Raw genomic sequence first — 26695 nt, forward strand, 5'->3', positions numbered from 1 at the left:
ACGCATTTACAAGAGCTGTTTAATAAGACTAATTTCAATGATGTCAAAGAACAATTTAATCCCCTTATTCCGGGATTATTTGATTAATTAATAACTCGTCCCGATTTTAACGGGACACTAGTGTATAAATACATTTGAGTTATGTTAGATCTTACTACCCCGTCGCTTTTGTTTTCAGCCATATCATTAATATTACTGGCCTACACCAACCGTTTCCTGTCGTACGCCAGCGTGGTCCGCGCATTGAAAGAAAAACACCAGCAGACACACGACCCGAAAGATATTGCACAGATTGCAAACCTCCGCAAACGGCTTTACCTGACCCGTTCGATGCAGATACTCGGGATACTCAGTCTGCTCCTTTGCGTAATTTCCATGTTCTTTATCTATATTTCATGGCAAATCATTGCTGCCTGGATATTCGGTGTCGCACTGCTGCTGCTGGCCGCTTCCCTATGCGTATGTATCTGGGAAATAAACATTTCCGTCAAGGCTCTCGAAATACATTTACAGGACATAAGTTCTAAATAGAAGTTAAAACAGGAATATCTATTAAATTTTCCCTTGAAATGTTTTGGTAGTTCAGGGAGAACATCTATCTTTGCACTCGCAATCGGGAAATCAACAATCCCAGAACGCTGAAAGTGAGAACTTTGACATGATGGCCCATTCGTCTATCGGTTAGGACGCAAGATTTTCATTCTTGAAAGAGGGGTTCGATTCCCCTATGGGCTACAATAAACAAGATTAAAAAATTCAATAAAGAATAGCTAAGAAATGGCAAATCACAAGTCATCAATCAAAAGGATCAGACAGACTAACGCAAGACGTTTGCAGAACAGATATCATGCAAAAACTGCTAGAAATGCAATGCGTGTTTTGCGTGCCACTGAAGACAAAAACGAAGCTCAGACTCTGTTACCGAAGGTGTGCTCTATGTTGGATAAGCTTGCTAAGAAAAACGTTATTCACAAGAATAAAGCTGGCAACCTGAAATCCAAATTGACAAAGCACGTTAACAAACTTGCATAAGGAATAGGTTATACTTATATAGTATAAGCCGGACTTTAACGCCCGGTTTTTTTAACCCAGATGGCCCATTCGTCTATCGGTTAGGACGCAAGATTTTCATTCTTGAAAGAGGGGTTCGATTCCCCTATGGGCTACTTTACAGAAGTAGTCGGATCAATTGTGACCCGACTGCTTTGTTTTTATACCTCCCATCACACTTTCTCCACCCTGCTTTTTTTGCTATTTTCACTACATTTGTACCATCTAAGTCAATTATTTTCACTACATTTGTTAGCATTTTTAGATATATAGAAATTTAGTGATTTTAAAGGATAGAAACTCATGAGTGAAGAAATGAAGAATGCTTCCGGAGAATACTCTGCGGACAGTATTCAGGTACTTGAAGGGTTAGAAGCAGTACGAAAAAGGCCGTCCATGTACATTGGCGACACTAGCGAAAAAGGTCTGCACCATCTGGTGTATGAAGTTGTTGACAACTCTATTGACGAAGCACTAGCCGGATTTTGTTCCCAGATCGACGTAGTTATAAACGAAGATAACTCTATCACAGTAACAGACGACGGCCGTGGCATACCGGTAGGTATTCATGAGAAAGAAGGCAAATCTGCCCTGGAAGTAGTATTAACCGTTCTACACGCCGGTGGTAAATTTGACAAAGGTACCTATAAGGTATCCGGAGGTCTGCACGGTGTGGGTGTTTCCTGCGTAAACGCACTTTCCACTTACCTGAAAGCAGAAGTCCGCCGTGAAGGTAAAATCCATATGCAGGAATTCTCTTGTGGTAAACCGTTGCACGGTGTAGAAGTTGTCGGTACAGCCGATACGACTGGAACGACTATCTCTTTCAAACCGGACGGCAGTATCTTTACTGTTACTGAATACAAATACGATATATTGGCTACCCGCTTACGCGAACTTGCTTTTCTGAATGCAGGTATCAGCCTGACATTGACGGACAAGCGTGTAACGAAAGAAGACGGTTCTTATAAGTCGGAAGTATTTCGCTCGGAAGAAGGATTGAAAGAGTTCGTCCGTTACGTAGACCGTTCCAAAGAATCCCTGATTCCTGACGTTATCCATATCGTTACAGAAAAGCAGGGTATTCCTGTTGAAGTAGCCATGACATACAACACATCTTTCAACGAAAGCGTGTTCTCCTATGTAAATGATATTAATACGATTGAAGGTGGTACGCACCTCGCCGGTTTCCGTCGTGGTCTGACACGTACACTGAAGAAATATGCTGAAGACTCCAAGTTGCTGGAAAAAGCAAAAGTAGAGATCCAAGGCGATGACTTCCGCGAAGGTCTGACAGCCGTTATCTCTATCAAAGTGGCCGAACCGCAGTTTGAAGGACAGACAAAAACAAAACTGGGTAACAGTGAAGTGACCGGTGCCGTAGACCAGGCCATCGGAGAAGCACTTACTTACTATCTGGAAGAGCATCCGAAAGAAGCCAAAATAATTGTAGAAAAGGTTGTTCTGGCAGCACAAGCACGTCAGGCTGCCCGTAAAGCACGTGAACTGGTTCAGCGCAAATCGCCGATGACTGGTGGCGGTCTGCCCGGTAAACTGGCTGACTGTTCTTCGAAAGACGCTGCAATCTGCGAATTATTCCTGGTCGAAGGGGACTCGGCAGGCGGTACGGCTAAACAGGGCCGCGACCGTGTGTTTCAGGCTATCCTGCCGCTTCGTGGTAAGATCCTGAACGTAGAAAAGGCAATGGACCACAAAGTATTCGAAAGTGAAGAAATCCAGAACATCTTCCGTGCAATGGGTGTTACTATTGGTACAGAGGAAGATCCGAAGGAATTGAATCTGAGCAAGCTCCGCTACCACAAGGTAATCATCATGACCGATGCCGACGTGGACGGAAGCCACATTGCCACATTGATTCTTACTTTCTTCTTCCGCAGAATGCGTGCCCTGATCGAAAACGGATATGTTTATCTGGCGACTCCTCCCCTTTACCTCTGTAAAAAAGGTAAAGTCGAAGAATACTGCTGGACTGAACAACAACGCCAGGCATTCATCGATAAATATGGTGGAGGTAACGAGAACCAGATCCATACACAACGATACAAAGGTTTGGGAGAAATGAACGACCACCAGTTATGGGATACGACCATGAATCCTGAAAACCGTACGTTGAAGCAGATCACGATCGACAGCGCAGCAGAAGCAGACCAGATTTTTGCCATGTTAATGGGTGAAGAAGTAGGTCCGCGCCGCGAGTTTATCGAAGAGAATGCAACTTATGCAAATATTGACGCTTAATCAGCGGACAATTAACAATAGACAATTGACAATTTATTAGCAACTATCTATAATTGTCAGTTGTCAATTTCAATTGTCAATTAAAAAGTATAGTTATGAATTATCAAGTCCGTCGTCCGAGTTTAGAAGCCTTATTCAGGGAAGTTGACAATTTCAGTCCGAAAAAAGAAAAACTTCAGCCTCCCCGCATAGGAATATCTTCAAACCGGAAAGACGGACTTTCCTGTATAGCCGAGACCTATGTGCAATCCGTAGTGAAAGCAGGAGGCGCACCGGTGCTGATCCCTGTCATTACAGATATGGAAGCACTTACGGCAATCGTATCCGGACTGGACGGACTGCTGATGAGCGGCGGCGGAGATATCAACCCGCTTTATGTCGGAGAGGAACCCGTTCCGCAATTACAGGACGTGGATACTTTCCGCGACGAGTTCGACCTGATCTTGCTCAGGCTGGCAACTAATCGCCAGTTACCCGTCATGGGTATTTGCCGCGGCCACCAGCTTATCAATGTAGCCTTCAGCGGTTCCGTGTACCAGGATATCCATTCACAACACGAAGCCACACTGTTCAAGCACAGCCAGACGATGCCGCGCGAACAGGCTTCCCATTCCATACGGATCACCGATACTTCTTCGCGCCTGTTCGATCTGTTAAAGAAAGAACCGGATATATTCGTCAACTCTTTCCATCATCAGGCAGTCAAAGATATCGCACCCGAGTTTAAAGAAACGGCAGTTGCCCCGGATGGTATCAACGAGGCCATGGAGCATCCCGAAAAAGAGATCTTCAGCGTGCAATGGCATCCCGAAGCAATGGCAGCCAACGACGACGAACTTATGCTCGAACTGTTCAGACATCATGTGGAAACGGCTCGCCTGTTTAAGGAAGCAAAACGCATCCATAGCCGGAACGTCATACTCGATTCTCATACGGACACACCGATGATCTTCCCCGGCCAGTTCAATATCGGATTGAAAGAGGGAGGCAAAGTAAACCTGCCACTGATGGAAGAAGGAATGGTCGACGCTGCGATCATGGTCGCTTATATCCCGCAAGGCAAACGGGATGACGAATCATTGCAGCAGGCAACCGATTTTGCCATGAACCGGCTGAACGAAATTCATCGCCAAATGGAAATTAACCGCGGCAGAATGAACATCGCCCGGACTTCACAGGAAGTATGGGTAACGAAAGATGCCGGCAAGAAAGCGATCATGCTGGGTTTGGAAAACGGTTATGCCATAGGTAAAGATATTCGAAACATAGCCCGTTTCAAAGAACTGGGCGTCAGCTATATCACGCTTTGCCACAACGGGAACAACGACATATGCGACTCTGCCCGCGGAGAAGCAGAATGGGGCGGACTAAGTCCTTTCGGAAAAGAAGTGGTTGCCGAAATGAACCGGCTGGGCATCCTGGTAGATGTGTCGCACGCTGCCGAAAGTACCTTCTACGACGCATTGGAAGTCAGTACACAACCGATCATCGCTTCACATTCTTCGGCACGCGCCCTGTGCAACCATCCGCGCAATCTGACAGATGAGCAACTGAAAGCACTGGCCGAAAAACAAGGCGTAGTACAAGTATGCCTTTATAAAGGCTTCATCAATGAAGATGCTGAAAAAGCATCGCTTACCGATGCCATACGCCACATTAATCATATAGTGGACCTGATCGGTATCAACCATGTGGGTATCGGCTCCGATTTCGACGGCGACGGCGAACTGATCGGATGCCGGGCAAGTAACGAACTTATCAATATCACCCTGCGCCTTCTGAAAGACGGCTACAAAGAGAATGATATTGCAAAGATATGGGGAGGCAACCTGCTGCGTGTCATGTCACGTGTGCAGTCGGCCTATAACGGATGATAATAAAGAAATACTAACAGATATGATGCACGTTTTGTATATAGCTCTATTTGCTTTTTCATTGCTCGCCTGTAGCCAGGCAAAGAACCAGCAACAGGAAGTAACGACAGTCAGCCAGACGCCAATGACAACAACAACGCCTTCTTTCAATGCCGACAGCGCCTATGTTTATGTTGAAAACCAGGTTAAATTCGGCCCGCGCGTACCGAACACCGATGCCCATAAAGCATGCGGCAACTATCTCGCCTCCGAACTGAAACGTTTCGGGGCCAAAGTATACGAACAGGAAGCCATGCTTACCGCCTACGACAATACCGGACTGGAAGCCAAAAACATCATCGGCTCTTTCAACCCGGAAAACGATAAACGTATCCTGCTCTTCGCCCATTGGGATTCGCGTCCTTATTCCGACCACGATCCCGACCCGGCTAATCATCGCAAAGCGATCGACGGAGCCGACGACGGAGCCAGCGGTGTAGGAGCTTTGCTTGAAATAGCCCGGCAGATCGGGCAAAAAGATCCCGGAGTAGGTATTGACATCATCTTCTTTGATGCTGAAGATTACGGTACACCGGAGTTTGTAGACGATTATAAACCCGACACCTGGTGCCTGGGGACCCAGTTTTGGGCAAAGAATCCGCACGTACCCAATTACCGCGCCGACTTCGGTATCCTGCTGGATATGGTCGGAGCTAAAAACGCCACTTTCTTCAAGGAACAGACTTCATTGAGCAAGGCTGGCAACATTGTGGAAATGGTATGGAGCACGGCACGCAACCTCGGATACGGCAGGTATTTCATCAATGCGACAGGCGGCGCCATCACCGATGATCACGAATATGTGATCAAAGGACGCAATATCCCTTGTATCGACATTATCAACTACGACCCTGACAGCAAAAGCGGTTTCGGTTGGTACTGGCATACACAAAAGGACAATATGGAAAATATCGACCGCGAAACCCTTAAAGCGGTAGGGCAAACGGTTCTGGAAGTAATATATAACCGACAAAAGAAATAATACAAACGATGACTATCAACGAACTTCAGGATAACGTTATTGAAGAGTTCTCAGCCTTCGACGACTGGATGGACAAGTATGCGTTGCTGATCGATTTAGGCAACTCACTTCCCCCGCTGGAAGAAAAGTATAAAACAGAAAGTAACCTGATCGAAGGTTGCCAGAGCCGTGTATGGCTTCAGGCAGACTACGAGGACGGCAAAATTATATTCAAAGGCGAAAGCGATGCTGTGATTGTAAAAGGTATCGTATCCTTACTGATCAACGTCCTGTCCGGCCATACTCCGCAGGAGATCCTGGATACCGATCTTTATTTCATTGAGCAGATCGGATTGAAGGAGCACCTTTCCCCTACCCGCTCAAACGGCCTGGTGGCTATGGTCAAGCAAATGCGAATGTACGCACTGGCTTTCCGGACAAAAGAACAAGGATAATTCAAATAAAAAAGGTATGCCGACAACCGCGACATACCTTTCTACTATTTCAAATAACCCTTCTTATTCAGTGATTTCGGTACCATAATACGGCCTAAGCTCATCATTAGACTTAAATACATAATAAGTCGTCGGATTCGTATACGGATTATTATAATGGAAGATGGCAGGATTGGCATTCAATTCAGCCTGGTTCCAGCCCGGAGTCCAACCTACATAGGCACCATCCATATCAATACAATGCTGATAACGTTCACAGTTGGAACCTTTGTAAGCACGGTGGATACCAACTTCCAAACGTTTAGCATCAAAATAATTAATTCCCTCACCCCAGAACTCGATACCTTTCTGGAAAACATATTCATCCAGGAATGCATCGGCAGTAGTAGCTGTACAGGTATAAGCGGAATTACGTGTTTTCACAATATCCTCCAATGCTTTTGCTGCCGCAGGTACTCCCGATGTATGAAGTGCCGCTTCAGCTTTCAAGAAATACATTTCCTCAATACGCATGATCGGATAATCGACTGCACCGCCGATGGTATGAGTACGATAGTCTCCGTTATGCGGACGGAATTTCATATTTACATACAACCACGGCCATGACTGGAAACCGTTGGACGAATTGATACGTGAACGAATCCATGAGGCAGAACTGTTGTACTTATATTGATATTTATCAGGACCGAATCCAGAATAATCATCACTCCAATCACTTTGAGTAGTACTTGTACTTACATCGTTCAATGCCCATTTGTTATTAATGAACTTACCATCAGCATCTCTCTCCACCAAATACGGCTCACCCTCTTTCTGATTTTTCGATTCATAGAAAAAGCTGGGATCCAACCATGATTTCTTACGGAAGTCGTTGTCCGAAAGGCGTTCGTACCATTTACGATCGAGTGAACGACCGACACGCCAACCATACACACTGAAAGTCGTTTCTGTTCCGAAGATCATAGCAAAAGAGAATGACTGATTGTTTCCCGTAGCAGCAGTGGTGTTACCTTCGGAAATAGAAGTCGCCCACATCCATGAATTCTGAGAGTTACGATTGTTAAAACCATTAACCGGGTCAGTCCACTCTGCTTCTGTCAATGGAGTACAACCGGCTACAGAAATAGCCTTATCTGCATATTCACCGGATTTCTGCCAATAGGATGCTTCGTCTTTATAGGTAGCGGATGTTTTCACACGAGAAGCCAGATTAGCATATGTACGGGCATACAAACCATACACAACCGCCAGGTTTGGCTGGGTTTTATCAGTACGGGTATATCCGTTCAGATATGTTTCTGCCTGTTGCAGGTCACTCAATATCAAATCGTAGGCTGCATCCACTGTTGCACGCGGGTTGTTGGAAGCCTCTTCCGATGTTGTCTTCTCTGTTACGATAGGCACCCCCAGATTCGTCAAGTCATTTTCAGGACTTACATAACTGTAACGGCTATCGGTTGGTTTCTTGTATTCCATAATCTGAACCAGGTCCAGATAATAAAGTGCACGGTAAGCATAGCTGACGCCCAAATATCCCTTTTTCGTATCATCCAAATCGTTTACATCGATCATCCCGATAATGTCGTTTACATTCTTAATATAAGAATAGTAGAGATAAGAAGGATACAATCCTCGATTGGAACCTGTAGCACTGATCGCTCCATAGCAATAAGCTCCCATGGTGTTATACCCATTCGCACCAGAACAAACAAACTGGGTCGTACTATGTTCAAGCATGGCACGCATACTACCATACGAAATCATTTCTATGCCACCGTCATCATTTATATACCCGCCCATCGAAGTATAAATAGAGTTGACCATCCCCTGTAAAGCCGATTCCGATGCTTGAATTTGGTCATTCAGCACATATTCTGTCGGCAATGTTTCTTCGATACAGCTACTTAGCCCCAAAAGAGCCGCAGTAGCCAATAAAATCTTATATTTCTTCATGATGTTTTCTTTTTAGTGTTTAGAATGTCAATGAAATACCACCCGAGATAGTACGTATCGGAGAATAAAGTTCCGGATTACTATATCCTTTCAATGTATATCGAGGATCGAATCCCTGCCGTGCCGAGAAATAGAACAGGTTTTCACCCGAGAAATAAACACGTATATTCTGGATATTATACTTCTGTGTCAGACTGGAAGGCAATGTATATCCCAAGTTGATGTTCTGGATATTCAGATAGCTTGCATTGGTTATGAAGCGGTCTGAACGCGGATTCTGTGAATACTTTTCTGCAAACTGTAAACGCGGAACACTTGAACCTGTATTTTCCGGTGACCAGGCATTTAAGATGTCCTTATGCCAGGTTGTAGACGTAGTGGTACTTGTGTGCATCAATGTCTGATAAGTATAGTCGTAAGCCTTTCCCCCCAACTGATAGTTCAAGTTGATAGAGAAGTCAAAACCACGATAGGATAATGAAGTACCCAAACCACCATAGAAAGAAGGAAGAGCATCACCAATCAGATAATCGGTTGCCTGACTTGCATCCTTGGTTGTTTCCTGTCCTGTGACATTTCCTGCCTCATCAAGAATATCTTTATAGAATAAAGATTCTCCTGTTTCAGGATCCAGACCGGCAAATTTAGGCAAGTACCAAGTATACAGTGAAAGACCTTCTGCCACAAAATATTTGTATTTGGATACAAACGATTTATCCAGATTGACATAACCGTTATGTCCGTCTACTTTTGTTGTTTTGATTGCATCCGGTAAAGTCAATACTTTATTCTTTACATGAGAAATATTGAAGTTAACATCCCATTTGAAATCCTTATTACTGATCAGGGTACCCTGTAAAACCAGTTCAAGACCGGCATTACGCATATCACCCAAGTTAACGAAATAACTAGTGTAACCAATAGAGGGAGGTGTATTCAAAGAAAACAACATATCACTGGTTTTCCGATAGAAATAATCCAAGCTACCACTTAGGCGTCCGCCGAAAAGATCAAATTCTGTTCCTATATTCCAGTTTGTATTGGTTTCCCAGGTAATATCACCGGAACCTTTCTGACGCCACTGGTAAGCAGCCTGATCATCATTATTTACCACTTTGTAAGAATCGGCATACAAATAATCACCGATATTGTCATTACCCTGCGATCCGACAGACGCTTTCAGCTTCAGGGAGTTTACCCAGGGAGCATTGAAGAAAGCCTCTTTTGAAATAAGCCAAGCTCCGCCGACCGACCAGAAGTTACCCCAACGGTGTTCTTTCGCGAAACGTGAAGAAGCATCACGACGATAAGATACCGAACCGAAGTACTTCGCATCGTAGTTATACATGGCGCGGAAGAAGTAACCTTCATTATTATAGGAATTTGAATAAGAGTACGGATTATTATTCAAATTCAAAAGAGTAGCCAGTTCACGTGTTCCATCGATTCCGAAATTACGTCCGGAAGCACTCAATGATTCATATTTGTAATTATAATATTCATGACCGACCATTGCTCCGACATCATGTTTACCGAACTGCTTGTTATAATTCAATAACTGTTGCGTATTATAAGTGAAAGTACGGTAAGATGCTTTCGAGAGGTAACCATTATCAGAAGAACTGGTATAGTAATCGACAAAAGGACTGGTTGCATAGGTATAACGACGATCATAATCATATGCATTGGCATTAAACGTGAATGTCAGATCCTGAGTCAGATTAATATCTGCATAACCACTGGCAATAAAAGAATTACCTGTTGTTTCATCCGAACGGTATTTGTTAGAGAAGATACAGTTACCTCCTACACCGCCTGCACGAGTCAGATCATAAGCTTGTGCAAAGTCATACATTTTCTCTCCCCACTGGTCGATCATAATATTCTTGTTCGCATCCCGGAGATAAACAGGGTAAATAGGAGCCTGGCTCTTTATTGTACTCCAGATGGTTCCAGTACCGATCGTACCTTCGGACGTCTGGCTGTAATTATATTTTGTATAGTTGAAGTTTGCACCGACTTTCAACCATTTCTTTGCTTGGTAATCCAATTTTGCACGTGCAGTTAAACGTTTTTGCATGGACCCTTCCTGGATACCGTCCTGATCCAAATATCCTATAGAGGTATAATAGTTTATACGCTCGGAAGCACCGGATACCGATACGTTATACTCTTGACGGAAGCCGTTCTGCAACCCGATCTCTTCCCAGTCATCGGCCTGCAACCAGAATTTCTGACCATTATAATCATAAAGTGCTCCCATAGTCGCTCCCGGATTCATTACGCCACCCTGTTGAATAAAGTCTTGTCCTTCAGGAACCGTATATATCATATAACCCGGACCGACACCACTGGATGAATTTGTCAGATGCTGATTTGCCAAAGCATGAGCATCTGTTGCCGACATAGAACCGCCCGGTTCAGTTATATAATAGTTATACAACATCTTGTAATAAGTTTCGTAGAACTGCTGGGCGTTTGTCGTTTTATAATTCTGGAGACCATTCGAGTTAGCCCCCCATTTGGCATCAACTGATACTTTTGCATCACCATTCTTACCTTTCTTTGTAGTAATCATGATAACACCATTGGCACCACGGGCACCATACAAAGCATTAGATGCTGCATCTTTCAATACGGTCATCGACTCGATATCGTTCGAGTTTATCAGGTTCAGGTCACCATCGAAAGGCATACCGTCAACAACGATCAAAGGTTCTGTATCTGAAGAGATTGAACCGAAACCACGAATTGTAATAGAAGGCGAACTACCCGGTTGTGAAGATGAATTGCTTAGCTGTACACCGGCTACACGCCCTGCCAAAGCCTGAGCCGGATTACTAACCTGTGCTTTCAAAAGGTCGTCCGATTTCATTATACCGGCAGAACCGGTGAAGGCCTCTTTCGTACTTTTACCGAAAGCGACAACCACCACTTCGTCCAATGCCTGGTTATCTTCCTGTAATATGATTTGAATATTGTTTTTATTTCCAGGTTTTATAGTCTGGGTTACAAAACCTACATAAGAGACTTGTAATGAACCGTTAGCTTTGACGGACAATTCAAACTTTCCGTCCATATCTGTCATAATACCATTCGTTGTGCCTACTTCAACAACACTGGCTCCAATTACCGGCTCCCCGTTTTCATCTTTAACGACACCAGTCACTTTGCGGGTATTCTGATTTACCGATGCAGCTTCCTCTATTGCTACGGCTTTCCGGATATCAAGGTCTGAAAGATTGCTTTCAGCCGCCATGGTCAAATTAAGACAAAACAAAGGAATGGCCATGCAGGCAACTTTCTTTGTGTAATTATTCATAACTTAATTAATTAACGATTAGAACTTGAATAAAAAAACTATTCACGGATTAGGTTAAAAGGAACGATCCTTCTATCTCCTCTATTAGCTACTATTGTACCTCATAATCAACCAAGAATAAAAAGTTAGACAATTCTATATTGACTTTTTTAGATGTATAGTATCTCCCTCAATACAGATGACAGGAGCTTTTTAGCGTTTTATATCATAACAGACAATTAGCGTTTTTTTTCTAAAAATCAACAATAACATTAATATCTTAGAAGTATCCAAAGAAGACAATCCAATAGCAAACTATCAGATCGATTTACCTGCATATTTTATCAAACTAAGTTTTTCAAAATATCAACACTAGTGGTATTATTAACATAGTTCACATAGGACTAGGTTAAGAAACCGATTGCAAATATAGTATTTTTTGCAAAAACAACATACTTTAATGCAAAAATTAATAAAACAAGGCTATGAATTACTTCTTTCTTGCAGAGAAAAGCCCCTTTATCTTCTTAAAAGACCTAGTCCTATGTGAACTATGTTAAAAAAAAGAGCCCAAAGAGAGCACTAAACACTTTTTGGTTATGGTGAATGTCCCGAAGGGACTAACTGTGAATAGCTCCCGGTGAAGCCGGGGGATTCGGATATCCGCCAAACACCACGTCCCTGAAAGGGGCGAATAACGACAACAAGCTATGATTGAACACCTTCGGGGCTCACTGGAGGGAAACCACTATTCCTTCGGCTTCACCGGAGGCTATTCATAATCGAACCCTTCAGGTCCGCCGGTGTTACTAATAAATAGGGGTTACTCAGTGCAATGGCATTAATTGAAAGATGAAGAATAAAAACTAAAAATTCAATGTTAATTGTTCCGGTAATAAAGTAAATGTTTTACGGTGATAAGGAGTAATTCCGATTGCACGGATTGCTTCACGGTGGGCTTTAGTGGGGTAACCTTTATTTTCAGTCCAGTGATAATCCGGATACTCTTTGGCTAGTTCGTCCATATAATCGTCACGATAAGTTTTGGCAAGGATGGAGGCAGCGGCGATACTCAGATATTTACCATCCCCCTTCACCACTGTCGTATGATTTATATCGGGATAAGGAGTAAAGCGATTTCCATCTATCAGTAAATGCTCCGGTCTTACCTGCAACTGGTCGATGGCACGGTGCATAGCCAGAAAAGAAGCCTTCAGTATGTTTATCTTATCAATTTCTTCAGGAGTAACGATACCGACAGCCCAGGCTATTGCCTCTTTCTCTATAACAGGGCGCAAGGCATACCGTTTCTTTTCGCTCAACTGTTTGCTGTCATTCAAATCTTCGTTCTTGAAATCAGGAGGTAAAATAACAGCAGCGGCAAATACCGATCCGGCCAAACATCCGCGTCCGGCTTCATCACATCCGGCTTCTATCCGGTTCGCTTCCAAATAAGGTAACAACATATTAATCAACTTCTTTTACTAAACCAATCAAACGATAAGAATCTTGCCTGCAATCCCATAATAAATGGATAAAAATATAATTATCTTCAACAGTATAGAGAATCTTATTATGTTTGACTACAAGATAACGATAAGTCAAAGGCTCCTCTTCCAAAAGCAACTCAATAGTTCCCATATTCGGGAAAGCCTTCAAAAGAAATATCTTTTCTTCTAACTCATCCTTAACACGAGAAGCTAGAGAGAACCCATAAGTAACTTTTAAATAACTTAATAAAGCGACTACCTGCTGTTTGAATAGTTTACTTGAACGTATTTCCATTTATTGCCAAGACCTAAAAAAGTCACGCATTTCCTGCTCACTAACGTAAACATCATTATTTTTGTCCCGCTCCGTCTCCTTCAACATCTCCTTCACTTCTTCCAAAGTGAAACAATTCGGACGTTGCAACTCCTGCTTGTTCATGCCCAGCAACTTACGGGCCAGAATCTCCATATGAGCTATTGCTTCTTCACTATTACATGATTGCAATACCTCCAATGCCCAGTTCTTCCGCTTTTGTAATTCTAATGCTGTCATAAGATTGTCATATTTATACCATACAAAAATAATAATCCTGATTTATATAGACTAATTAATTCTGATATTTCTTTTTTATCATCCAAGGGCGCAACACGAAATAAGAGAATAAGGTTGCCAATGCAACTCCTGTGATGTTTGCCAGGAAATCAAACCAGTCGCCTCCCCGGTATGACGTACAATATTCCTGCAATAATTCAATCGCCCCGCTCATCAGGATCGGACAAAGCACGGCTCCTATCCAGGCATGCCACAAGACCTCATCATATTTCCGGTGATTACGTAAAAACTCGATCCAAAGCATACCGGACAATCCGGCATACATACAAATATGGGCTACCTTGTCTATTCCCGGGATCTTTCCAATCTCCATCGAAGGCGGCCTGAAAAACGACAGATAAATAACAACCAGAATGATTGTCAAGGATATTGGATATTTCTTCAGGTAATATAACATAGACTACTTATTAAAACATTTTTCTTACACGTTCTACCCCGGCAGCAAAAGTATCAATCTCTTCTTTCGTATTATAAAAAGAGAAAGAAGCACGCACGGTACCTTCAATGCCTAAAGCCTGCATCAGCGGTTGGGCACAATGGTGACCGGTACGCACGGCAATTCCCAAACGGTCGAGCAGCATCCCCATATCATAATGATGAATATTGCCTACCAGAAAAGAAAGAACTGCCCCCTTATGGTCGGCCTGCCCGAAAATACGCATTCCTTCGATTGCATTCAGCTTTTCGGTCGCATAACGTAACAGTTCGTCTTCGTAAACGGCGATATTATCCATCCCCAAACGGTTGACATAACGCAGGGCTTCTGCCAAAGCCGTACTACCGATATAATCAGGGGTACCGGCTTCAAATTTAAACGGTAATTCATTAAATGTCGTCTTCTCAAACGAGACAGTCGCGATCATTTCGCCACCACCCTGGTAAGGAGGCAGCTTGTCCAGCCATTCTTCTTTTCCATACAACACACCGATACCGGTAGGTCCGTATACTTTATGACCGGAGAATACATAGAACTCAGCATCTAGATCCTGCACATCGACTGCCAGGTGAGGCACAGCCTGCGCACCGTCTATCAATACCGGCACATCATGGTTATGCGCTTCCTCAATTATTTCTTTCACTGGATTTATTGTACCCAGCACATTCGAGACATGGGTTACGGAAACCAGCTTCGTCCGTTCCGAGAAGAGTTCACGGAACTGCTCCATATCCAGTTCCCCCTTTTCATTCATCGGGATCACTTTCAAGGCTATTCCTTTGCGGGCTGCCTGTATCTGCCAGGGGACGATATTGGAATGATGCTCCATAACAGAGACAATCACCTCATCGCCAGCCGACATACACTCGTCGGTGAAGCTGGAAGCTATCAGATTGATCGCTTCCGTCGTTCCGCGTGTAAAAATAATTTCATTGGAAGAACGCGCATTCATGAATGATTGTACGGTTTTACGTGCTTCTTCATGCGCTTCGGTTGCAGCCTGGCTCAGAAAATGCACTCCGCGATGGATGTTGGCATTCACATTATAATAACCGCTTTCTATCTTTTCAACCACACACCGGGGCTTCTGCGTTGTAGCACCGTTATCGAAATAAATGAGCGGTTTATCGTATATCTTATGTTCCAGTATTGGAAAATCTTTCCGGATAGACTGTATATCTAACATAGCTCGTGTATCTTTAGTCGTATAACAAACGCCAAAGATACGATGTTTATTTTAACAACGGCGATTTATTCATTTATACAGATATAAGAATATAAAAAAAGCCTTTCGTTTCTACGCGAAAGGCTTTCTTGTACCCTATGAAGTTCTTTTTATCATTTCTGATAGAAGCGAACCCAGTCTATCTCCATTTCTACCGGCAGATCTTCAGGATCAACAGCACCTACCCAACTACCGCCCAACTGCATATCCAGCAACAGATAAAATTTACCGTCATTAAAGGGGAACTGCCCTTCCTTATCCGTTTCAATCCGGGGATAGGCAAACGTACGGGTTTCATTTATGAAAAACACCAGACTATCCGGATACATTTCTACCGTGTAGGTATTAAAATCATCCGGGTTGATAAGTCCGGTACTCCCCTGTTTCGGATTATCTTTAATGCCCAGATCAAAAGTATAATGGGAATGGACTGTCTGATAAGCGATACTATCATTGTTCAGACGCTCCATAATGTCGATCTCACCTCCACCGGGCCATTTGCCATCTTGGGGCAGCAGCCAGAAAGCAGGCCATGCGCCGATCGCTCCGTTCAGCTTTGCATGAATTTCCAGACGCCCGTTATTAAAGCCTACTTTATCCTTTGTATAAACACCACCGGTTATATAGGCCGCCGTATCGGTCGGCAGACTGTAATTAACCAGGCCGCGCAATACCAACTTCCCGTCACGCATGGCATAGCAAGAGTCAAAATCGGACATATAGTTATTCCAGTCAGATTTGCCACGGGGGATCTTACTCCATGAAGCAGGATCAAAACTACCGGTCTGGTCGAAGTTATCTTCCCAAACCAATTTCCACTCAGCAGGTGACGGTTTACAACACGGTAAGGCAATCATCATGCCCAAGCAGGCCAACAGCCCTAAAAAGTTCTTTTTCATATCGCAGTATTTAAGAATAAGTGATTAGAATCCATCCAAAGGTATTAAAACTGTGGGAATTAACAATAACATTCCCAGCAAAATAAACAGGATAAGAATGCGGAAAAACCACTTCACCCATATTTCATAAGGTATATGAGCCAAGCCGAGCGCCCCCATCAAAACACCGGAAGTTGGTGTGATCATATAGGTAAACCCGTCACCGAACTGGAACGCCAGCACTGTTGCCTGGCGGGAAATACCGATCACATCCGAGAATGGTGCCATAATCGGCATAGTCAATGCCGCCTTCGCCGAACCGGAAGGGATAATAATATTGATCGTAGTCTGGATCAGGTACATAACTCCGAGAGAAGCAATCTTTCCGGCCTCTCCCATTAAAGTAGCCATACTATGCAGGATCGGATCGATGATACGCCCGTCCTGTAGTATCTGGATAATCCCGCCCGCCAGTCCGACTACCAGTGCAGCCGAAAGCATATCTTTAGCTCCGGTCAGGAACTGGCTGATGATCCCGTCGGCTCCCTCGTTATTGGCAAACCCGGACAGCAGTCCCATAGCCAGGAAGATAGCCGATATTTCCATCAGATACCATCCATATCCCATCACGCCTACTACCAGAAAGACAATAGTATAGCCCAATAAGTTCAAAATAAAAAACTGATTCGACTTGTGCAGTCCCAACCAACCGGTCAAAGCAAAAAGGGTGGTAAACACCGGTACTGCCGGAAAACTCACAGCACTCTCTCCTACTTCAAATGTGGTAGAAGGGTAATAGATCGAAAAGCCGATCAATGAAAGCAATAACAATAGGTAGACAACCCAGGCGGAACGGGTCGTCTTTTCTTCCTGCACCTCTTCGGAAGCAATTTCTCCCTTTTCCCGCCAGTAGGCATCCGCCTCATACATAGAAGACAGCCTCGGATTCTTTTTCACCTTTGCCGCATAACGGAGAACGATAACGATCAGGATAGAAGTAAGTACCGCCCAGCAAAACAACCGGTAACCGAAACCGGAGAACAGCGGCAAGTCAGACAATCCCTGCGCGATTCCGATTGTAAACGGATTCAGGATAGCTCCTGAAAAACCGACATGTGCCGCCACATAAACCATACAGAGTCCTGTGATGGAATCATACCCCATCGATATGGCAAGCGGCACAATAATGATGACAAACGCAAGCGTCTCCTCACTCATGCCAAATACGGCTCCGAACAAACTGAACAGGGTTATAATCAAGGATATCACGACATTATTCACTCCAATCATCCGGAAAAGTCTATATTTCTCGACCTTACGCGAACTGCGCAGAAAAGATAGTATCCCGGTATCGATCGCCCGGCTACTGTTCATAATCTGGAAAGCTCCCCCGATAATCAGCAGGAAAGCTATGATGCCAGCCTGTTTCTCGAATCCTTCCAGCAACACACCGAAGACCTGCCAGCTCTGTGGAGCGGGATCGACTGCATGAAAGGAATTATCTACAATAACCGTACGTTCGGTACCATTGACTGCCCGTACCTCCCTGGAATATTCGCCGGCAGGAATGATCCAGGAAAGGACGGCACAGATCAGGATTACAACGGATATAATTGTGTAAGTATGCGGTATCTTATTCAGTTTCATTCGTTCTTTTGGATTAGAATTAACCGCAAAATTAAGGCAAACATTTGTTTTATTCAAAAAAAGAAAGAGAATGGAGGTGTTTATGGGTTCGATATTTATTCAGAAATGAAACATTCCGGGCAAATTGTTGCAAAAATCTCGTTTTAAACGAGATGAAATTCGTCTTAAACGGACTGTAACCCCGTTTTAAACGAGAAAAAACCCGTTTTAAACGAAGTTAGTGCTCGTTTAAAACGGGTTTTCAGGTAAATATAACTATATATCGGCCTTACGGCGGCCCATATTGCGAAGGTGTCGTTCCGTATTGTTCCATGAAACATTTGTGGAAGGTGGCCGTATCATTGAAACCGACCATTTCTGCGATTTCCTCTATCGAATAGTTCAAAATTTATCAGAATTGAATGTTTTAGTGTCGCTGCTTGTCCTGAAAGGACTAACTGTGAATAGCCCCCGGTGAAGCCGGGGGACCCAATATCTGCCGGATGGTACGTCCCCGCAGGGGGCGAACAACATGCTATGGCTGAACCCCTTCGGGGCTCACCGATTGGGACCAATATATTCCCCCGGTTTCACCGGGGGCTATTCACAATTGAACCCTTCGGGTCCACAACGTCATAAAACATTCAAATCTTTCTGTAATAACCCTATCTCTGTTCTCCGAACTCTGTCTGCTGTCTTTCCACCTCTTTCAGTTTCAAGGCATTCACTTCTTTTTGAAGACGTTCTACTTCGCGTTCGGCTGATGATTTGCTCATTTGCATATCTGTCTTGCCGGTTACAGTCAGAGGAATAAGAGCGGCCTCCGATTGATTATAGAGTAACGGATAAACGGCCGGGGTACTTTCCAGTTCAAGTTCTGCGCTGATCGGCATCTGGGAGCCTTCCATCAGGACACTGGCCATGACTTTGATCTTCCCCGGTTTCAAGGTAGACTGTACCAGTACCGGAGCTGTTCCCCATTTCACCGGAGCCGGATTTGCCATCACATCGGAACCTCCCAGGATACGACCTTCACCTTCGATATGGAACTTGATGAAGTAATTGTTCAGCCGCTTGATGTTGCCTTGCTTATCAGCTACGGCGGCAACAACTGTTACAAAATCAGAGCCGTTTGCTTCCAGGTTCGTACCTTCGTTATCCACCCAAAGCAATAGTTTCTCAGGACGGCGAGCAGGGGTTACTTTATGGGTAGCAACTACTTTTCCGTCTATCAGTCCTTCTGCCAGCAGATAAACATCAGCTTGTTTCTGTTCTCTCGACAAGGCTTTATCTATCATAAAATCATAAACATCAAGGAAAGTGATAACAGGCGAAGGCATCCCCTTACGGTTCTTATCCTTCTTATGAGTATATGTTTTTCCTCCTTTGTTGTAAGTCAGCCGCACCTCATCGCAATTGGAATAAACAACTACGTCTTTTCCTGAGAACGGTGTCATTTCGTGAGCAATAAAAACCATCGGACCCGTTTCAGCTATCAGACCGGTCTTCACCGGCGGACGCTGTGCCATAAACATATAATAAGAGAACTTAGGCTGGCGGAATACATCCATGATTCCTCCGTAGAAAGGATCCGGATGATAACCACGCTGATGGTCGAACGAATGCCATAAACAACCACCCACATGCTGGGGGGAAGTCTGAAACAAAGCGTCATAGCTGGTATAAGGATAAGACGGAGAAGCATAATGTTGTGCCTGTATCAGCATGGCCTGTTCACCCCAATTGCGGGCAACACGACTGGGAGAATTATGAGAGTTCCAGTCGTCTACGTTATCTCCCCACTCACGGGTAAAATAAGTCTTTGAATCGTCCGCATGCTTCAGCGCCCACATTGGATCTGCATTCTGGGGATGAGCGAAGAGCACCGGAAATACTTCATGACCACGTGCTTCGCTGTCACTGCCGCAATAGCAGGAGGGGTAAGGATATTCGGCATGCACGATATCATTAGTGTTTTTGGCAAAGTCTGCCGGATACCAGGTCTCATTCAGGATCGGTTCCCAAAGCCATACCGAAGGATGGTTACGGTCACGACGCACCAGATTACGGATGTCGCTGTAAACACGTTGCGCAAACTCAGGCGCATCGTTCCAGAACTGCCAGCCGGGCGTATTCACAATAACGAATAACCCCAGTTCGTCGCAAGCATCCATAAAAGCCGGGTCTTGCGGGCAATGGGCGTTACGGATTACCTCCATACCGACATCTTTCAGTTTTTTGGCATCACGCCAATGGATACTATTTGCCACGGCATTGCCAACAACGGCAAAGTCCTGATGACGATTTGCCCCGATCAATGGCTTATCATAAGGTTTGCCGTTCAGCCAAAAGCCGTCTTTCCCATTAAACTCAATGCTACGGATACCGATACGGCGGCGATAACCATCAATCACATTCCCTTCTTCATCGCGGATACGAACCAACAGGTTATATAATGCAGGAGAAGAAGGACTCCATAACAGCGGTTCCTTCACCAACAGTTTATCCGAACTTGTCATGGCTTTACCTGCTTTTATCCTGATCTTATCATTCAAAAAAGCGACCTGCTTGCCATCCGGTTGTTGCAATTCATATTCTACCACACCGGTAAATGCTTTCTTCGTTTCGTTACGTACCTGTATTTTCAACAAAACTTCGGCCGAAGCATCCGAGACCTTATCGAAAGCGACGAACAAGCCGCCTCCGGCAATCTCATTCTCATAATTCGGGTCTGTGATAAAGATGTTGTTATGGGCTACCAGCCAGCAGTCGCGGTAAATTCCTCCGAAATAAGTATAATCCAATACATCCTGTGCCTTTCCGGGAGGATAGGAAGGATCGTCGCTGTTGTCGGTCCAGACTGCAATCACGTTATCACCGTTCCAGTCCAGTGCCTCTGTCACATCCACCACTACCGGCAGATAACCGCCAAAATGCTCCGTCAGCTGTTTTCCGTTCACAAATACTTTACTCTTACCCATGATGGCTTCGAAATGCAGGAACAGCTTTTTTCCTTTCAAAGCAACATCCGGTGTGAAATGCTTGCGGTACCAGGATTCTCCCTGATAGTTGATACAGCCGCTGGCTTCTGTCGGCAGGTATTCGATGCCATGCGGCAAGGAAACCACCGTCCAGTCTTTATCATTAAAATCTTTGGCTTCTGCACCAGCCAGACCTCCTTTATAAAAACGCCAGGCAGGATTCATCGAGAAAACCTCACGTCCGGAATTATCCATACGGAAGAATCCGGCAGTCGAGAACTCCGGTTGATGTGCCGCCCATAAAGGAAGGCAGCAAAAAAGCAATACAAGATACGTTACTAGCTTCTTCATTATTATTTATTTTATTTGTGACTAAGATGTATTGATATTACCTGCCGAAATTGAATAAAGGCGATTCGGTACGGGCACCATCCATTAACGCTTCCAGCTCTTTTACCTTTTCCGGATTTTGTTGAGCCAGATTGTTATCTTCATGCAGATCGCTGCTCAGATCATAAAGTTCCAGAATCGTTTCACCGACGATCGGTTGACGGATCAGTTTCCAGTCACCGCAACGCAAAGCCTCACGGCCATTCTGTTCATGAAATTCCCAATACAGATATTCATGTTGCTTCTGTCCTTCTTTAGAGAATAAAGTCGGCAGGAAAGAGATGCCATCGCCTGTCTGAGGCAAAGCGACACCTGTCAGTTCAGCCAAAGTCGGCATCACATCCCAGAAAGCACTGATATGTTCCGTTTTCACTCCGGCTTTGATCTTGGCAGGATTCCAGGCAATCATCGGAACACGGATACCGCCTTCGTAGACATCCCTCTTCACCCCTTTCAACGGACCGTAACTCAGGAAATAATCCGGATTGGCTCCCCCTTCCCTGTGCGGGCCATTATCGCTGGTAAAGATCACGATCGTATTCTTATCCAATCCCAGTTCTTTCAATTCCGCCATTACATCGCCTACATATTTATCCAACCGTGTTACCATAGCCGCAAAAGACGCATATGGCTTTTCTGACGGATAATATCCTCCTTTATCATAAGGAACTTCTTCAAAAGTATTTTCATACATCTGGTAGATAGAATCGTGCGGCAGATTTAATTCCGCATGCGGCAAGGTGTACGTCAGCATGGCATAGAACGGCTTATCCTTGTTGTCACGAATAAATTTCAAGGCCTGTTCGTGGATCAGATCCTGCGAATACACTTTACGTCCATTGTTATCATTCTCACTCAGGAATACCGTATCATTATTATGCCACAGATGATCCGGATAATAAGAATGAGCCTGACGCTGACAATTATAACCGAAAAATTCATCGAATCCCATCGTAGAAGGAACAGAAGAAGAACCCGGATACCCCAACCCCCATTTGCCGAAGATACCGGTTGCATATCCTGCCGACTTCATCAGTTTACCCAAAGTATAGGTATCAGCCTCCATCGGCTGTTGCCCTTCCGGAGCAATTTCTTTGTTTCCGCGTATCTGCGAATGTCCGGTATGCAAACCGGTCATCAATGAACAACGGGAAGGGGCACTGACCGTACAGCCGGCATAATGCTGGGTAAACAGCATTCCTTCCCGCGCCATCTTATCGAGATTCGGCGTCTTGATTTTCTGCTGACCATAACAACCGATATCCCCATATCCCAGATCGTCGGCCAAAATGTAAATAACATTCATCGGAACTTCTTTTTCCGGAGCTTTGTCTTTACAAGCGGACATCCCGGCCAACAAGGAACCGCCAATACATAATACAAGTTGAGTTTTCATTTTCTATAGTTATTTTATATCTAATATAATTTTCTTTCCTCTCGCATATTACTATCATAAGGTTGGGCATCCAAAGATACATTATAAAAAACTAATTCTACCGCATCATCACCAATATATACAAACAACAATCGCATTTTTTCGGCTTATTTAGCGGATAGAAACAAATACAATATCATCCATTCTTATTCCCTCCAGCCTTATCGACCGGGATATTCCGGCTTTCAGAGAAAGCGAATTACTCTTTATACATTCGCCATTCTTATAAATATCCACTTTATACTGCCCCTCTTTCTGTGTCATACAGTTCAATTTTAAAGTCCGGAGATTACAATTTATAAGGCAGATCGATATCAATAACTATTTATGATCTTATTTGCTTTAGATATAACAACTGAAGCGGGAACAGTTTCCAGCGTATTTTCATCAAACAGGCTCAATGCCTTATCTATTTTAGCTTTTGCCTGTTGATTCCCCGACAAATTGAACTCCTCTCTCAAAATCCTGATTTTCTCAAATGCCTGAATACCGGCAATCAGACGTTCAAAACGCATGGAGGTTCTTGCACCCGGATAGATAAAATAAGTATCTCCTCCCGGCCAGGTATAGAAGCGGCTGTCAAGCAACGGTTCGATCACCCAGCTGTTCAATGCCCAGCGGGAATAACCATCCAGATTTTCTTTCGCCGCATACCAACTGAACCATTCACATTCGGCAGGCGGATTAAAGGTAAATGTATTCGGACGAGGTTCTTCACAACTGGTATAAAAGGTAGTGACTTTACCCTCAGCTCTGCGTTTAGCCTTCATCTCTTCTGAATATTTCATCCGTAATGCCACACAGTAATCATCCAGCTCGTCAGACAGTTCTTCATGTAAAGCACCGGCTAAAGAAACCTTGAAGCCTGGATCGGCCTTATGTATCACTTTCAATGTTTCCTGCATAACCGCCATAGGACGTTCATCCATAGAAATATGGGTAATATCGAACCAGCCTTTTTCTTTCAAATGAGCAGCAAACGACCTCAGCATAGTTCCCCATATATCTTCATATTCCAGGTCACCGGGTTTCATCTCTATAAACTTCAGACTATTGGTTGCCTGATCGAAATACTGAAAAGATAACCTCCAGGGAACCATCGAATAACAGTTTATTTCCTGCGTTACACCGACACTCATCATAAACTCTATCCACCGATCGAAAACAGTGTAATCAAAAGACCAGCTACCGTCTGCTTTCTTCATCCAGGTAATCATCGTTTCAAAATAATCGTACGTTTGCCCATTCCAGGGTTTATGCATGATGGAGGCAGTTATGACCTTTCCTCCCGCCTGGCGATACATCTCCATATAGGGACGCATACAATCAAAATGAGCCTTACTCCAGGGTTCAACCTGATGATAACGTGCTATTGCGAACGGATTCTGCCATAAGTCAAGATGATAAATCCACTCGGACGGCATAGGCAAGATGCGATCTTTCACATTGATTTTCAAAACAAGTTCCCCGAGTGTTTTATCCCCGTCTTTCAAAACCACTTTGCCCTCATAAATACCAGCCGGGCAATCTTGAGGAACCCATACGCGTACCCATCCTCCCTGGGTAGTACGCTCCGGTAAAGAAAGCACTTTTGTCAGGTGATCTATCGGATCAGCAACCAATGACGAATCAAATGCAGCAGCATCCGGACGGGAGCCACATCCCCCCATTCCATCCTTATTCAGTTCGTCTGTCATTACATAACGAACAAAACCTGACAGCAACCGATCCTGACCAATCTTGCTTTTCTTATTTTTATGAACCAGTTCCGTTACAGAAAAGGATAGATTATGTAAAGGTTGATCACCCCATACAACCCACTGGGAAGCAACACGTTCTCCCTTCCATGCCGTCAGTTCGATCTCTTTACTTATCCGGCCGACTGGTGCCGGCTCTTCTTTTTTATACCGTATATCGGTAGAACCCCAACTTACACTTGTCCCTTTTACATTTTTCCATAATCCCGGATCCGTTGTTGCCGGATTACGCAATTCTGCATACGTATCTACGGGAAAAGGTGTTTGCCCGGTAGATTGGCCGGAATGAGTGACTCCTACCGTCGATTGCGCCTGTCCCTGTATACTAAAACTGATACTTAAAAATACAGCAACTATTATTTTATTCGATTTCATACAAATATGTTTTACTTTGTTATCAGAGACAAATAAGGCCGTTGCCAGACGGTAACGGCCTTATCCTGTCAACTTATTCTATTCAATTACCAGTCACCATTCTGAGTACACAACAAGTTGGTTTGTATCTCTTTAGCCGGTATGGGCAAATAATAATGACGTTTCTGGAAGCTGGCAAAACGGATTGGATCCTGCGCTTTCAACTCCTGTTCAAGTAACCCCCAACGGCGAAGGTCATAGAAACGTTCCCCTTCTTTAAAGAACTCAATAGCACGCTGATGGATCAGTTCTTCCTTAACCGATGCAGCATCTGTCTTGCCGGAATAAGGAAGCAAGTTACCTCCACGGGTACGTATCTGGTCTATGTAACCGATTGCCTGTACCGTATTATTCAGATTCAGTTCACACTCAGCCAATAACAGAATCACATCGGCAAAACGCATAGCACGTTCGTTGATATAGGAAGGAATTGTTTCCACTTCCTGTTCACGAGTTTTGGAATTCTGATATTTAAGGATCCAGTATGAACTCAGGTCTTCACCGGATAATACTTCCTGAATAGGCTTCATATAATACATACAACCGGGATAATCCCAGGCCACAGATGTCAATGTACGATAATCATACTCTCCGTTTGCCGCTCTTTCTTTCCTGAAAATATCCATCATCTTCTGGGTCGGTTTTGCCTCAAACCATCCGCCAACAGCACCAGCCGCATATTCAACGGCAATGGTGGTCGACTGGGCAGAATTGGCTGTTTCACCATTATCCCACTGGTCCGATCCGCCTACCGGCTCATAGAGGATTTCAAAAATACTTTCTGCATTGTTTTCATGCTCCTCATCGAAATTCCAGGTAAAATCATCTACCAGTTTATACGTATACGGAGCTTTAGTCAATGGTTCCAGGGTATTTTTAGCTTCCTGCCATTTTTCCATATACACATACAATTTACCTAAATAAGCATACGAAGTTCCCCGTGTCGGCTTCCCTTTATCATTTGCCAAAGGCAGCAGAGATGCTGACTCGATAAAGTCTTTTTCGGCTTGCCCGTACACTTCCGCCTGGCTCGATTTAGCCAACTGGAAAGTTGCCGGATCCTGAGAAGCTGTTAACCGCAGAGGAACATCACCAAACTCTTTTGCCAGCTGGAAATAATACATGCCGCGGATAAAAAGAGCTTCGCCACGAATCTGGTCAATGAACTCTTCTGTAAAATCTTTACCGTCTATTTCTTGCAAAATAGAATTAGCCCTGTAAATAGCATTGTAGAACTGATAAAAGATATTATTTGCCACTGCATTGTTCGGATCATTCGTGAAACGATGCATTGAATATATTTCCTGAATATCATTACGGAACTCAATATCATCCGCACGTGAAATACGGGCCATCAGTCCACGGGTTCCATAATATCCGCCATTCCAGTTTTTTAGCGGCGTATAACAAGAGGCCATAGCCTGTCTGAAGTCGGCTTCCGTCTTCCAGAAAGTTTCTCCGGTCGGCTTATTCGGATTAGTCAGATCCAGTTTGCCTTCACAACTATTGAGTGCAACGGCAATAAAAACGAATATGATTAATTTTAATGTTTTCATAA

At 44.1% G+C, this 26695-nt stretch carries 20 protein-coding genes, 2 tRNA genes and 1 pseudogene; 8 read left to right on the top strand and 15 right to left on the bottom strand.

Annotated elements, in window-relative coordinates; genetic code table 11:
* Window positions 1-141 precede the first annotated feature (141 nt).
* From NBH15_RS03725 to NBH15_RS03760, 8 genes are all read left to right on the top strand, one after another.
* Entirely contained in the window at window positions 142-531 is a 390-nt protein-coding gene (locus NBH15_RS03725; protein WP_250822031.1) for a DUF2721 domain-containing protein, read from the top strand.
* Window positions 532-663: 132 nt separating this feature from the next.
* A tRNA-Glu gene (locus tag NBH15_RS03730) sits at window positions 664-735 on the top strand.
* 42 nt (window positions 736-777) lie between these two features.
* Window positions 778-1032: a 30S ribosomal protein S20 gene (rpsT, locus tag NBH15_RS03735; RefSeq protein WP_250822032.1), complete on the top strand. Its 255-nt coding sequence runs from the start codon at window positions 778-780 to the stop codon at window positions 1030-1032.
* 62 nt (window positions 1033-1094) lie between these two features.
* Window positions 1095-1166, top strand: a tRNA-Glu gene (locus tag NBH15_RS03740).
* A 187-nt stretch (window positions 1167-1353) separates the two neighbouring features.
* Window positions 1354-3309, top strand: a complete 1956-nt coding sequence (gyrB, locus tag NBH15_RS03745; RefSeq protein ID WP_244050267.1) for a DNA topoisomerase (ATP-hydrolyzing) subunit B — start codon at window positions 1354-1356, stop codon at window positions 3307-3309.
* 95 nt (window positions 3310-3404) lie between these two features.
* Window positions 3405-5183: a gamma-glutamyl-gamma-aminobutyrate hydrolase family protein gene (locus NBH15_RS03750; RefSeq protein ID WP_250822033.1), complete on the top strand. Its 1779-nt coding sequence runs from the start codon at window positions 3405-3407 to the stop codon at window positions 5181-5183.
* Window positions 5184-5208: 25 nt separating this feature from the next.
* On the top strand, window positions 5209-6204 hold the full coding sequence (locus NBH15_RS03755) for a M20 family metallopeptidase (RefSeq protein ID WP_250822079.1): 996 nt from the start codon (window positions 5209-5211) through the stop codon (window positions 6202-6204).
* 8 nt (window positions 6205-6212) lie between these two features.
* A complete protein-coding gene (locus tag NBH15_RS03760; protein WP_244050269.1) occupies window positions 6213-6638 on the top strand; it encodes a SufE family protein in 426 nt (141 codons plus the stop codon).
* A gap of 63 nt (window positions 6639-6701) precedes the next feature.
* Here NBH15_RS03760 and NBH15_RS03765 read toward each other — a convergent pair whose 3' ends face one another.
* From NBH15_RS03765 to NBH15_RS03835, 15 genes and pseudogenes are all read right to left on the bottom strand, one after another.
* Window positions 6702-8591 (bottom strand): RagB/SusD family nutrient uptake outer membrane protein, encoded by a 1890-nt coding sequence (locus NBH15_RS03765; RefSeq protein ID WP_250822034.1) that lies wholly within the window; start codon window positions 8589-8591, stop codon window positions 6702-6704.
* A gap of 19 nt (window positions 8592-8610) precedes the next feature.
* The gene (locus NBH15_RS03770) at window positions 8611-11913 is read right to left on the bottom strand and encodes a SusC/RagA family TonB-linked outer membrane protein (protein ID WP_244050271.1); all 3303 of its coding nucleotides are present in this window, start codon (window positions 11911-11913) and stop codon (window positions 8611-8613) included.
* Between the two features lie 845 nt (window positions 11914-12758).
* A complete protein-coding gene (gene rnhB, locus NBH15_RS03775) occupies window positions 12759-13358 on the bottom strand; it encodes a ribonuclease HII (RefSeq protein WP_186959857.1) in 600 nt (199 codons plus the stop codon).
* Between the two features lies 1 nt (window position 13359).
* A complete protein-coding gene (locus tag NBH15_RS03780; protein WP_250822035.1) occupies window positions 13360-13677 on the bottom strand; it encodes a type II toxin-antitoxin system RelE/ParE family toxin in 318 nt (105 codons plus the stop codon).
* A complete protein-coding gene (locus tag NBH15_RS03785) occupies window positions 13678-13935 on the bottom strand; it encodes a hypothetical protein (protein ID WP_250822036.1) in 258 nt (85 codons plus the stop codon). It abuts the gene before it with no gap.
* A gap of 55 nt (window positions 13936-13990) precedes the next feature.
* Window positions 13991-14392 carry a VanZ family protein gene (locus tag NBH15_RS03790; protein ID WP_250822037.1) on the bottom strand — a complete coding sequence of 134 codons (402 nt, stop codon included), beginning with the start codon at window positions 14390-14392 and terminating at the stop codon, window positions 13991-13993.
* Between the two features lie 10 nt (window positions 14393-14402).
* On the bottom strand, window positions 14403-15617 hold the full coding sequence (locus tag NBH15_RS03795; RefSeq protein ID WP_250822038.1) for an aminotransferase class V-fold PLP-dependent enzyme: 1215 nt from the start codon (window positions 15615-15617) through the stop codon (window positions 14403-14405).
* A 152-nt stretch (window positions 15618-15769) separates the two neighbouring features.
* Window positions 15770-16555, bottom strand: coding sequence for a glycoside hydrolase family 16 protein (locus tag NBH15_RS03800; RefSeq protein ID WP_443146935.1), 786 nt, complete (start codon window positions 16553-16555; stop codon window positions 15770-15772).
* Between the two features lie 24 nt (window positions 16556-16579).
* Window positions 16580-18181 (bottom strand): YfcC family protein, encoded by a 1602-nt coding sequence (locus NBH15_RS03805; protein WP_250822039.1) that lies wholly within the window; start codon window positions 18179-18181, stop codon window positions 16580-16582.
* A 268-nt stretch (window positions 18182-18449) separates the two neighbouring features.
* Window positions 18450-18560 (bottom strand): annotated as a pseudogene (locus tag NBH15_RS03810) (helix-turn-helix domain-containing protein); the annotation flags it as partial.
* Between the two features lie 265 nt (window positions 18561-18825).
* Entirely contained in the window at window positions 18826-21492 is a 2667-nt protein-coding gene (locus NBH15_RS03815; RefSeq protein ID WP_250822040.1) for a glycoside hydrolase family 2 protein, read from the bottom strand.
* Window positions 21493-21529: 37 nt separating this feature from the next.
* On the bottom strand, window positions 21530-22927 hold the full coding sequence (locus NBH15_RS03820) for an arylsulfatase (RefSeq protein WP_128134035.1): 1398 nt from the start codon (window positions 22925-22927) through the stop codon (window positions 21530-21532).
* A gap of 150 nt (window positions 22928-23077) precedes the next feature.
* Entirely contained in the window at window positions 23078-23230 is a 153-nt protein-coding gene (locus NBH15_RS03825; protein ID WP_199676285.1) for a hypothetical protein, read from the bottom strand.
* A gap of 50 nt (window positions 23231-23280) precedes the next feature.
* Entirely contained in the window at window positions 23281-25098 is a 1818-nt protein-coding gene (locus NBH15_RS03830) for a DUF4091 domain-containing protein (protein ID WP_250822041.1), read from the bottom strand.
* Between the two features lie 86 nt (window positions 25099-25184).
* On the bottom strand, window positions 25185-26693 hold the full coding sequence (locus NBH15_RS03835) for a RagB/SusD family nutrient uptake outer membrane protein (RefSeq protein ID WP_128134038.1): 1509 nt from the start codon (window positions 26691-26693) through the stop codon (window positions 25185-25187).
* Window positions 26694-26695: the final 2 nt, after the last annotated feature.

It is taken from the genome of Parabacteroides caeci, assembly GCF_023656795.1.
Lineage (GTDB): Bacteria > Bacteroidota > Bacteroidia > Bacteroidales > Tannerellaceae > Parabacteroides > Parabacteroides segnis.